The sequence below is a fragment of the Pedobacter sp. ASV12 genome, from assembly GCF_016429155.1.
Classification (GTDB): Bacteria; Bacteroidota; Bacteroidia; order Sphingobacteriales; family Sphingobacteriaceae; genus Pedobacter.
This window is the reverse complement of record NZ_JAELUC010000040.1, coordinates 22,325-33,169: the sequence shown is the minus strand read 5'-3', so window position 1 is coordinate 33,169 and position 10,845 is coordinate 22,325. Positions and strand designations below refer to the sequence as shown.

At 43.3% G+C, this 10,845-nt stretch carries 11 protein-coding genes and 1 pseudogene; 3 read left to right on the top strand and 9 right to left on the bottom strand.

All coding sequences use genetic code 11. The annotated features are described in order from the left end of the window. From JHD69_RS11255 to JHD69_RS11235, 5 genes and pseudogenes are all read right to left on the bottom strand, one after another. A pseudogene (locus tag JHD69_RS11255) lies at positions 1-238 on the bottom strand (MFS transporter); the annotation flags it as partial. Positions 239-365: 127 nt separating this feature from the next. Beyond that, positions 366-1,241, bottom strand: coding sequence for a TraB/GumN family protein (locus tag JHD69_RS11250; RefSeq protein WP_199140341.1), 876 nt, complete (start codon positions 1,239-1,241; stop codon positions 366-368). Between the two features lie 18 nt (positions 1,242-1,259). Next, positions 1,260-1,877, bottom strand: a complete 618-nt coding sequence (locus JHD69_RS11245) for a bifunctional nuclease family protein (protein WP_199140339.1) — start codon at positions 1,875-1,877, stop codon at positions 1,260-1,262. A gap of 55 nt (positions 1,878-1,932) precedes the next feature. Continuing rightward, positions 1,933-2,901, bottom strand: a complete 969-nt coding sequence (locus JHD69_RS11240) for an electron transfer flavoprotein subunit alpha/FixB family protein (protein WP_199140337.1) — start codon at positions 2,899-2,901, stop codon at positions 1,933-1,935. 66 nt (positions 2,902-2,967) lie between these two features. Continuing rightward, positions 2,968-3,705, bottom strand: coding sequence for an electron transfer flavoprotein subunit beta/FixA family protein (locus JHD69_RS11235; protein ID WP_199140334.1), 738 nt, complete (start codon positions 3,703-3,705; stop codon positions 2,968-2,970). A gap of 134 nt (positions 3,706-3,839) precedes the next feature. Here JHD69_RS11235 and JHD69_RS11230 point away from each other — a divergent pair, with 134 nt between their 5' ends. Both JHD69_RS11230 and chrA read left to right on the top strand, forming a co-directional pair. Next, a complete protein-coding gene (locus JHD69_RS11230) occupies positions 3,840-4,160 on the top strand; it encodes a tetratricopeptide repeat protein (protein WP_370583481.1) in 321 nt (106 codons plus the stop codon). An 11-nt stretch (positions 4,161-4,171) separates the two neighbouring features. Beyond that, on the top strand, positions 4,172-5,371 hold the full coding sequence (gene chrA / locus JHD69_RS11225; RefSeq protein ID WP_199140330.1) for a chromate efflux transporter: 1,200 nt from the start codon (positions 4,172-4,174) through the stop codon (positions 5,369-5,371). A gap of 49 nt (positions 5,372-5,420) precedes the next feature. Here the strand turns inward: chrA and dnaB are convergent, their stop codons facing one another. Beyond that, on the bottom strand, positions 5,421-7,004 hold the full coding sequence (gene dnaB / locus JHD69_RS11220) for a replicative DNA helicase (protein WP_199140328.1): 1,584 nt from the start codon (positions 7,002-7,004) through the stop codon (positions 5,421-5,423). A 177-nt stretch (positions 7,005-7,181) separates the two neighbouring features. On the opposite strand from dnaB, the gene rlmB reads away from it, so the two are divergent. Next, positions 7,182-7,949, top strand: a complete 768-nt coding sequence (rlmB, locus tag JHD69_RS11215) for a 23S rRNA (guanosine(2251)-2'-O)-methyltransferase RlmB (protein WP_199140326.1) — start codon at positions 7,182-7,184, stop codon at positions 7,947-7,949. A gap of 178 nt (positions 7,950-8,127) precedes the next feature. Here rlmB and JHD69_RS11210 read toward each other — a convergent pair whose 3' ends face one another. From JHD69_RS11210 to JHD69_RS11200, 3 genes are all read right to left on the bottom strand, one after another. Further along, entirely contained in the window at positions 8,128-8,592 is a 465-nt protein-coding gene (locus tag JHD69_RS11210; protein WP_199140324.1) for a GNAT family N-acetyltransferase, read from the bottom strand. Positions 8,593-8,679: 87 nt separating this feature from the next. Continuing rightward, positions 8,680-9,771, bottom strand: a complete 1,092-nt coding sequence (locus tag JHD69_RS11205) for a mannose-1-phosphate guanylyltransferase (RefSeq protein ID WP_199140322.1) — start codon at positions 9,769-9,771, stop codon at positions 8,680-8,682. Positions 9,772-9,791: 20 nt separating this feature from the next. Beyond that, positions 9,792-10,757, bottom strand: a complete 966-nt coding sequence (locus JHD69_RS11200; RefSeq protein WP_199140320.1) for a KpsF/GutQ family sugar-phosphate isomerase — start codon at positions 10,755-10,757, stop codon at positions 9,792-9,794. Between the last annotated feature and the right edge of the window lie 88 nt (positions 10,758-10,845).

Here is a 10,845-nt window from a genome sequence, read left to right as displayed (position 1 = left end):
AGATGTGTATAAGAGACAGGGCATATAGTTTTTCGGCATTGAGCCATTTGTCGGCAATAATACCCGTAATGGTTGGCATAAAGAGCGAGGAAATCCCCATGGTAGAGAAGATGATCCCAAAATCAGCGCCAGCCCATTGTTTGGTGCCGAACCAATAGTTTCCAATGGTAATGAGCCAGGCAGCCCACACAAAAAATTGGAAAAAACTCATTATGGTCAAACGAATTTTAATATTCATAAATACGGTTTAGTTGCTTAGTTTTAAATTAGCTGTAAGTTATAATTATTTTAAAACATTAGCTACAATGCAGCTAAAATTTGTCGAAAAAGAAAAGGCGTATTCAATAGTGTAGTGTGTTTTTGAGTTAGATTTTAACAGGTTCAACGGTGTAGCCTAATTTTCGTAATTGCTGAATTAACCCGTTTTTTAACGTCAAATGCCTAAAGCCAACGGCTATAAAGCAAGGTTTAGCAGTCAAGTAATCTGGAATGGCTTTCATCCAATTGTTATTTCTTGCAGTGAGAAACTGTTCAGTTGAATCTGAGATGACCTGGAAGTGGTAGTCGACATCGAATTTCTTGTAGTCAAATAGCACTTTGGCAATTTCGGTGCGGGTATTGGCGGTGCTGATGTAATCCATCAGCTTGAGGATCATGTTCGTACTCGATGTATCAGACAAAGCAATATCTGTTTTAAAGCTAGTATTGATCATGTTGATCTGATTCATCTCCAAACCTTTCACTTCCAATTTACTTTTTAGCGCAATATCGATAATCCGATTGTCCATTACTTCAAAAGATTTTCTGTTTACCGTATCGCAAATGCCCTGAAAATAGTTTCGTAACAATAAGAAAGTCAGTAGTTGAGGAGAAGATTTATACATTTCTTCGTCGCCGTACATGCTTTTGATATAGGCATCGAATTTTTCTTGTTGCGTAGTGTTGAGCAAGGAATCCCATTTGGCTTTGTTCCAAGTATATATGGGTGTTTTCCGTTCGCCATTGATGTTTGGCTCGTAGGCTTCTACCAACAGGAGTTTGCTTTTTATCAAGTATTCATTTGCGATTTTAATAGAATCGAAAAAATCGGGATTAACCTCATGAAAAGTACCAAACAAATACGATTTGTTGGTTTGTCCCTTTTTGGAGACCTCCCATAATAAAGTATGCGGATTGTTTTGCGCCGAAGCCGGTAAAAACCAAAAGAGAAAGATTGCAATGCCGGCAACGATATTTTTCATGAGGAAAATATGGGAATGTTACTGGCTGTTTCTCTTGTTGATTTCGTCCCTGATTCGGGCTGCTTTTTCATAGGCTTCTTCGGCCAAAGCTTCTTCCAGTTTCTGCTGCAGTTCTTCCAAGCTTAGCGAATGGTAGCCTCCGGCATTGGGAATAGAGGTGGGCACATCTTCAGAACTGTGTTCCTTGGCAATCGAATCCATGTTTTCGAGAAAGAGAAAATCGTTTCCTTCAATTACAATTCCTGCCGAAGAAAGGATAAACTCATAGGTATAAATAGCCGCATTGAACCTGACCGCCAAGGCAATGGCATCAGAAGTACGCGCATCAATTTCTTGAGTGGTTTTACCATCTGTACAGATCAGTTTGGCAAAGAAAACGCCGTCGACCAGGTTATAAATAATGATTTCTGTAATTTCTACTTGGTAAGCCTGGGCAAACGATTTGAACAGGTCGTGCGTTAACGGGCGGGTAGGGGTCATCTTTTCGATTTCGATGGCAATGGCCTGTGCCTCAAAAGCACCAATAATAATCGGCAACCGCCTGCGTCCGTTCACCTCGCCAAGCACCAATGCATAAGCTCCAGACTGGGTTTGGCTATAAGACAAACCAACAATATCAAGTTTTACTTTTTTCATATATAAACAAACCTAACAAGCTTTTTGCAAGCCTGTTAGGTTCTTTTATTTAATGTTATCCTTTATGGGCTTTCAATGCAGCAATAATTTTGGGCACCACTTCAAAGGCATCGCCTACGATACCGTAATCGGCCACTTTGAAGAACGGCGCTTCTGGATCTTTGTTGATGACCACGATCACTTTTGAAGAACTTACACCTGCCAAGTGCTGGATGGCACCAGAAATACCGATGGCAATGTACAAGTTAGGACTGATGGCAATACCGGTTTGGCCTACGTGTTCAGAATGTGGCCTCCAATCGGCATCAGAAACGGGTTTAGAACAAGCGGTAGCGGCGCCCAACAAATCGGCCAGTTCTTCGATCATTCCCCAGTTTTCAGGACCTTTTAAGCCACGGCCACCCGATACCACCAATTCGGCATCAGGTAACGATACTTTATCGGTTGCCCTTACGATTTCCTTCACTATAGCAGTCAGGTCTGTAGGCTTGATTGCCGGGCTATAGGCTTCGATGGTGGCATCCACGGGATTTTCTTTTACGCCAAATGCGTTCGGATTTAAAGCGATAATCTTATTGGCCGAAGTTAAGGTGGTAATGGCAAAAGCCTTGCCCGAGAAAGCGGTTTTCTTCACCGAAAAGCCACCGTCAAAATTTGGCAGCTCTACTGCGCCATCAATTAATCCGGCTTGAAGCTTTACTGCAATTCTAGGCGCTAACCCCTTGCCTGAAAAAGAGTTGGATAATACCACAATGTCGGCATTTTCTTTTTTGGCCGCTTCGGCGATAACAGCGCCGTAAGCTTGGTTAACAAAGTTTTTCAACTGATCGGCAGTTACATTCAAAACCTTGCTTGCGCCATATTTGCCCAGTTCCTTCAATTCGCTTTCGGCTACATTGCCAATAGAAATGGCGGTAAGGTTGGTGTTTTGTTGGTTAGCAATCGCTTTGGCATAAGATACCGCTTCGTAAACAGATTTTTTGAATTTGCCGTCGGCGTGTTCTACATATACTAATACTGACATAGTGTTATGGTTGAAATCTCTTGGAGATTAATTTTAAATGTTATAATTCAGTTAATTAGGCGTGGTTTAGATAACTTTGGCTTCGGAGTGCAACAAAGCGATTAATTCTTCGGCATTTTCGGCCGGAATTAATTTTACCGCGCCGCGAGGAGCAGGGGTTTCAAACTTGGTTACTTTGCCCAGTTCTTCGATTTCTTTGGCTTCTACCACTTGCAAAGGCTTGGTTCTGGCCGACATGATGCCTCTCATGTTAGGGATTTTGGCTTCGGCCGTGCCCTCTGCGCAACTGGCTACAAATTTGCCACTTACGCTCAGTACTTCCTTGCCACCTTCAATTTCGCGCTCTAGGGTGGCCGTAGTGCCGTCGTAATCTAATTTCTTAATGATAGAAATAGAAGGGATATCTAAAAACTCGCCGATCATGGCCGCTACTTGAGATCCATTGTAATCGATAGACTCCCTGCCACACAAAATCATATCAAATTCGTTACTCTTGGCATATTCGGCAATCTGAAATGCGGTGAAATAAGCATCTCTGGGTGCCGCGTTTATCCTTACGGCATCATCGGCTCCAATGGCCAATGCCTTTCTAATTGTAGGTTCTATAGCACTTTCGCCCACATTAATAACGGTTACGGTACCTTTGCCGCCTTCGCAAAGTTCTATGGCTCTCGACAGTGCAATCTCGTCGTAAGGGTTGACAATAAACTGTACGCCTGCGGTATTGAATTGTGTATTATCGTTAGTAAAAGTTATTTTTGTAGTGGTGTCGGGCACGTTACTGATACAAACTAATATTTTCATACGTTTACATTTGTTTTAAGGGTAATGAACCTATATTTAGCCAGATTTTTACAATTAGCGAAGTATAGATTCTTTAAATTGTCTTTTTGCAAATCTAATTAAAAAAGCAGGGATTTAAAATGCAAAACGCGCGTTTGACCAAGTTATTGGAATTTTTAGAGCAGGAACCTAACGACAGCTTTATATTATACGCTTTGGCTACCGAGTATAACTCACAAAATGACATAGAAAATGCTTTTTTCTATTACCTGAAACTGGTAAACGAACATCCGAGCTATGTTGGTACCTATTACCACCTGGGCAAGCTGTACGAAAAACAGGGAGAAAAAGACAAGGCGATAGCCATTTATCAGCAGGGGATGCAAACGGCAAGGAGCAAACGCGATATGCATGCACTTTCGGAGCTGCAAGGCGCCTACAACAGCGCGGCAGGTCTTGATTACGAAGATGATTAACTGAACATACATTGGCAAAAAGGCAACTTTTATTTTTAAGGAGTGTAATTGTTTTCACCTTTACCGCCTTTGGTGGCGCCCAGGCACATATTTCGCTCTTGTTGCGCTATTTTGTTAAAAACACCCAATACATTACCGAAGAAGAGCTACTGGAACTCAATGCCTTGGCCCAAGTACTGCCCGGGCCGGCCTCTACGCAAACATTGGTGGGCATTGCCTATAAAGTAGGCGGGCTAAAACTGGCCATCATTTCCTTTTTGATCTGGATTTTGCCCTCAGCAGCCATCATGACCTTGGCGGCTATTAGTTATGGCTTTCTGGATCAAAAGCAGCAATTTGTCGAAATCCTCAAATATATCCATCCCATTGCCCTGGGCATTGTGGCCTATGGGGCTTTTAACTTGGCCAAAAAAGTGCTAACTACAGAGCTGTCTGTGTTTTTGGCCTTTTCGGCAGTGGTGGCTACCTTGGTATTGAGAAACGCCTATGTTTTTCCGATGGCCATTTTAATTGGTGGCATGGTTTCGTCGGCTATTGGTACGCCCAGTGAAGAAACCCAAATTAGGGTAAGGTTATTATCAAATATCAATCCACGAAAACTGACTTATTTTATTGGCTTTATGGTGTTTATGGCCTTACTAGGGGCTATTATTAACCGTACATCGCCGTTCAGTTTGCCGATTAGGCTGTTCGAGAACTTTTACCGTAACGGTATTTTTGTGTTTGGCGGCGGACAGGTTCTGGTGCCTTTGATGTTTACGGAATTTGTACAGTCGAAACATTACCTGCTGCAATCTGATTTTATTTCGGGCTATGCCTTGCAACAGGTTTTGCCAGGGCCAACATTTTCGTTTACGAGCTATCTGGGTGCCCTGAGCATGAAGCATGGGCATTATGGCGTAACCGGACAGGCTTTGGGTGGCGTATTGGCCGTGCTGGGCATTAATTTACCTGGATTGATCTTGGTGTTGTTTATTGTTCCCTTTTGGGACGATTTAAAGAAGATAGGCCGCATTAAGCATTCGCTTTCGGGCATTAATGCCGTAAGTGTGGGCTTTATTATCGCCGCTTTTATGTTGCTGGTCAAGCCGGTCGGATTTAACGCATTGCCTATTTCTATCTTGATAGGAACCTTTTTTGTGCTCAATTTTACCAAGATAAGCCCGCCGATTATTGTGCTGGTAGGGATTGTACTGGGGTATTTTATCTAATGTCTTTTCTAAGGATCGAAGAAAAAATCTTTTAATCCATGGCTAGTTGCTAAAAAGGTGGCTCATCGTCATGCATATCGTTCATGCTAGATGGTCTAATGATTACATTTCCTTGATTTGGAGGAATGCCCTGAAAACTATCAAATGAACCAGAAGGTAGCATACCTGCGCTTGAGCTTCCGGAACCAATTGAATTTGGCGCAAAACTGTCTTCCAAATCGGCAAATTTCACGTATTTACCGATAAAGCGAAGCGGTACGATACCGGTTTCACCATTACGGTGCTTGGCAATGATTACTTCGCCCACGCCTGCCATCGATCTGCCGTTTTCGTCTTCGGTAATGCCGTAATACTCTGGTCTGTACAAGAAAAGTACCATATCGGCATCCTGCTCAATAGATCCCGATTCACGCAAATCGGATAGCATTGGCCTTTTGCCGTTTGGTCCAGGTCTGCTCTCCACGGCACGGCTCAGCTGCGAAAGCGCCAATACCGGTACGTCCAATTCTTTGGCTACCGATTTAAGTGCCCTCGAAATACTGCCAATTTCCTGCTCGCGGTTACCGCCGCCTTCGCCTTTACCGTGCATCAACTGCAAATAATCGATAATAATCATTTGAATGTCGTATTGCGATTTGAGCCTACGGCATTTGGCGCGGAATTCGAAAATATTCAGGGCTGGAGTATCGTCGATGAGGAGAGGGGCTTCGCTTAAACTGCCAATTTTGCTGTGCAGCTGCTGCCATTCCCATTCGGCCAGGTTTCCTTTCCTGATTTTCTCTTGTTCGATCTCGGTTTCGCCAGAAATCAAACGGTTAACCAACTGTACCGACGACATCTCTAGCGAGAAAACTACGGCGGGCTTTTTAAACTCGACGGTAGCATTACGGGCACAGCTCAATACAAAGGCTGTTTTACCCATTGCCGGCCTTGCCGCAATAATCACCAAATCCGATTTTTGCCAGCCACCGGTAATCCTGTCCAGATCGGTAAAGCCCGAAGGTACACCGGTTAAACCATCGGTTTTGGTACGCAACTCTTCTAAAGTAGCCAAAGACTGCTTGATGATCTCGTCCATTTTTTGCGTATCTCTGCGCAAGTTGTTTTGGGCAATATCAAAAAGGCCTTTCTCGGCCTGGTCCAGCAAATCGAAAATATCGGTGGTATCTTCGTAGGCATTGGTAATGATATCGGTAGAAATCCTGATCAGTTCGCGCTGGATGTATTTTTGCGAAATGATACGGGCGTGGAACTCGATATTGGCCGAAGAAGCCACACGATTGGTTAAATTGGTAATGTAAAATGCACCGCCAACAAGTTCTAGTGTTCCATTTTGGCGCATTTCTGTTGTTACGGTCAATATATCAACCGGTTTCGACTTTTGGAAAAGCGTTTGGATGGCTTCGAAAATCTTTTTGTGGGCCTCGTGATAAAAAACCTCAGGCTTCAGGATGTCGATTACGGTTGAAAGTGCATCTTTTTCCAGCATCAAAGCGCCTAAAACGGCTTCTTCCAAATCGGTAGCCTGTGGTGGTATTTTGCCCATTGTACTTACCGATGGTGTTGTAAACCTGTTTTTTCTTGCCGAAGTTGAAAATTTCCCCTGACCTTGTGATTCGTTATCGAGACTCATAGCAACAAAAATAGACAAAACTTTGCCTTTTGTTTGTACAAGTTTTCAGTTGTTTGTTAACAAGTTGAAGCTAAATATGTTGATTTTTTTGCCTAAATTATTTTTGAACAATTTATTGTGGATAAGCCCGGCGCCGATTCATTTATTTAGCGTACTTTTGTGCCTTTATTAATCACTATGGACAATTTTAGAAGACCGCAAAGAGCAAAAGAAAACAACGAATTCGTATTTGGCATAAGGGCCGTTATCGAAGCCATCAAGGCTGGCCGTGATATAGAAACCATTTACGTGCAGCGAGGCTTGAGCGGTCCTTTGTTCCTGGAGCTTAAGTCGTTGCTTATTGGATCGCTTATTCCGCTAAGCTCGGTTCCGATCGAAAAATTGAACAGAATGACCACCAAAAATCACCAAGGGGTGATTGCGGTAATTTCGCCAATAACTTACCAGAATATAGAAGACCTTATTCCCGCTATTTTCGAAAAAGGGGAGACGCCGCTCATTTTGGTGCTCGATAGCGTGACCGATGTGCGCAACATGGGGGCTATTGCCCGTACGGCGGCCTGCGTGGGGGTGCATGCCATTGTAGTGCCTTTAAAAAATGCGGCCCAAATCAATGCCGATGCGATAAAGACTTCGGCAGGGGCATTGTTCAGCATTCCGATTTGCAGGCATTCGAATCTGCATAAAACCTGTTTGTTTTTGCAGGATAGCGGCCTGCAACTGGTGGCTTGTACCGAAAAAACCAACGATCTGATTTATGTGCCCGATTATACCTTGCCAACAGCGATTATCATGGGGTCGGAAGACGAGGGTATCGCTAACGACTTGTTAAGGGTAGCCAACCATTTGGCCAAAATCCCGATGGCAGGTAAAATAGAATCATTAAACGTATCAGTGGCAGCTGGAGTGATTTTGTACGAAGCAGTGAGGCAGCGAACGGTTTAGTGAGGTTTCTTTGGGTTGGATTTTTACCACCTTATACGTTTAAGAGCAGCAAAGGGGCTGTTGTACGGAATGCCTTAATGTTGAGTTGAACGCTGGCTAAGGAGTTAAGCGTTTCTTTTTTTGCGGTTAACCGATCATTACCAACTGTAAGCTGAAAACTGCCAACTCCACCTTCCATCTAGACATCCATCACCATTTCGAGCATATGGTTGTTAAAGCCGAATTTTTTGTAGGCATTAATGGCGTTTTGGTTTTCGGCATAAACCTCTAGCTTAAGCTTGGAAATGTTTCTTTCTTTTGCCCAGTTTTTTAAATGGTTTAAAATCTGGCTGTTCAGTCCCTTGCCACGATGAGCCGGATCTACGTACATAAAACCCAAGTAGGCGTAGTAGTCGGGTTGGTGCTGGGGCTTGGATTTTTCAATTCTGATGTACCCACTGGCTACTGCAATACCCTTGAGGTAACCAATTACCAAATGGCTATTTTCGCTTTCTATTAAGGTTTTAAGGTCGTAGTAATATACTTTTTCGGGCCTGATGTTATTGGTAAAAGGTCTCTCGGCTGCAATTACTTGCTGTTCAAAAAGTTGTAAAGTAGCTACATCGTCCAAGCTAGCGGGTTTAATAACGAGCTGGTTTTCCATTTGATCATGTTAAATGTTAAGCGCATTCCTAACCTTGAAGAGACAAAAGTGGCGAAAGCACTTAGCGAATACGCTGAGGTTAAAATGCTAAATAAACTTATTGGCAAATTTCGCTTTGACGTCGGCTACAATGTTTTTTACATTTTGTTCTTCCGAACGCGGGCAGATGAGCAAAGTGTTGTTCGCCTCGACCACAATGTAGTTGTGCAGGCCCTGTAAAATCACGAGTTTTTCTTCAGGCACATTGACCATGCAGTTGGATGAATCGAACATCATGACCTGTTTAGAAGGGATTACGGCGTTGCCTACATAATCTTTTTCGGCCATTTCGTAAATAGAGGCCCAAGTGCCCAGGTCAGACCAGCCAAAATCGGCAGGCAGTACATACACATTGTCTGCTTTTTCCATGATTCCGAAATCGATCGAAATATTGGTGCACTGCAGGTAGGCATTGGCGATAAAGGTAATTTCGTTGGCAGTATTGTAAAAAGGCGTACCCTGTCTAAAAATGTCGTGCATATCGGGCAAATGCTTTTCGAAAGCACTGGCAATGGCTTTGGCCGACCAGATGAAAATGCCTGCATTCCAGAGGAAATCGCCGCTTTGAATAAACGACTGCGCCAGTTCTAAATTGGGCTTCTCTGTAAAGGTTTTCACTTTGTGAATGCTGCCGTCGCTTTCCAGCACTTCGTCGATGTATTGGATATAGCCATAGCCGGTATCGGGCCTGTTGGGCTTAATGCCTAGCGTGATGAGGCATTTGTTTTGGGCAGCGGCCTCCATCGATTGTTCGATGGCCCGTACAAATTCCTTTTGGTTGGCTATGGTATGGTCGGATGGGGCTACTACGATGACGGCATCAGGATTGAGTTCGGCGATCTTCATCGATCCATAGGCAATGCAGGGTGCCGTATTGCGCATAATGGGTTCTGCCAAAATCTGGTTCTCGCTTAAGGCAGGCAACTGTTCCTTGATCAGGTCTACATAAAGCTCGTTGGTTACGATAAATATGTTTTCCGCTGGACATATCTGTAAAAATCGATCGTAAGTACTTTGAATAAGCGTTTTTCCTACGCCGAAAAAATCAATGAACTGTTTAGGGAATTCGGTTCTGCTGACTGGCCAAAAACGGCTACCAACGCCACCAGCCATGATTAATGCGTAGTTGTTTTTATTCATGTAGCTAAGATAGACTTTAATTAAATAATTCCTTCCTGCAAAAGGTCATGTAAATGTATCATTCCATAATAATGCCCGTTTTCGGTAACGAGCAATTGCGTAATGTTGTTCTTTTTGATTACCTCTAAAGCAAGCAGGGCCAATTCGCTTTTGTCAATTTTCTTGGGATTGCGGTTCATCAGGTCGGTGGCCGTAATGTTTTCGATGTTGGTATGCTTTTCTAACATCCTTCTGATATCGCCATCGGTGATCACACCCAAGATATTGTCATCGGCAATAACAACAACGGCGCCCAAACGGTTTTTGCTAATTTCAATAATGACATCTTTTACAGATGCCGAAGGCGAAATGCTTGGTTTTTCGTTTTTAAGCGCCAGATCTCCGGCCTTGAGGTACAAACGTTTGCCCAGTGAGCCACCGGGATGGTAACGCGCAAAATCTTCGGTGTTGAATTCCCTGGCTTCCAATAAGCAGATGGCCAGGGCATCGCCCATAGCTAACTGTGCCGTAGTACTGGTGGTTGGAGCCAAATTATGCGGACAGGCTTCTTTTTCTACGCTGGTATTAAGGATAAGGTCTGCCTGTTTGGCTAAATCAGAATCCACCGAACCTAGCATGCCGATCAACACATTGCCCGACTGTTTTAACAAGGGAGCCAATAGCTTGATTTCGGGCGTGTTGCCACTTTTGGAAAGGCACATCACGATATCGTCTTTTTGGATCATGCCCAGGTCGCCGTGTACGGCATCGGCGGCGTGCATGAAGATAGCAGGAGTTCCCGTAGAATTAAATGTTGCAACAATTTTTTGGGCAATGATGGCGCTTTTGCCTATTCCTGTAACAATTACCCTTCCTTTACTCTCTAAAATCAGGTCAACAATCTTTACAAAATCTTCGTTAACGTGTTGTAAAAGGTTTAAAATGGCATCTGATTCTAACTTAAGTGTTGAAACAGCTATTTCGATAATCGATTTTTTACTTTTCAAAGAGAATTTATTAGTATATTAATGCTTTCAATTACTGCAAAATTATGTTATTTTGAACAATAATAGCACAGAATATTTGACACAAAAA

Bases quoted from the DNA above. Each gene is read 5' to 3' on its own strand.
- JHD69_RS11250 (WP_199140341.1), bottom strand. From the start codon at position 1,241: ATGAAAAATATCGTTGCCGGCATTGCAATCTTTCTCTTTTGGTTTTTA.
- JHD69_RS11245 (WP_199140339.1), bottom strand. From the start codon at position 1,877: ATGAAAAAAGTAAAACTTGATATTGTTGGTTTGTCTTATAGCCAAACC.
- JHD69_RS11240 (WP_199140337.1), bottom strand. From the start codon at position 2,901: ATGTCAGTATTAGTATATGTAGAACACGCCGACGGCAAATTCAAAAAA.
- JHD69_RS11235 (WP_199140334.1), bottom strand. From the start codon at position 3,705: ATGAAAATATTAGTTTGTATCAGTAACGTGCCCGACACCACTACAAAA.
- dnaB (WP_199140328.1), bottom strand. From the start codon at position 7,004: ATGAGTCTCGATAACGAATCACAAGGTCAGGGGAAATTTTCAACTTCG.
- rlmB (WP_199140326.1), top strand. From the start codon at position 7,182: ATGGACAATTTTAGAAGACCGCAAAGAGCAAAAGAAAACAACGAATTC.
- JHD69_RS11210 (WP_199140324.1), bottom strand. From the start codon at position 8,592: ATGGAAAACCAGCTCGTTATTAAACCCGCTAGCTTGGACGATGTAGCT.
- JHD69_RS11205 (WP_199140322.1), bottom strand. From the start codon at position 9,771: ATGAATAAAAACAACTACGCATTAATCATGGCTGGTGGCGTTGGTAGC.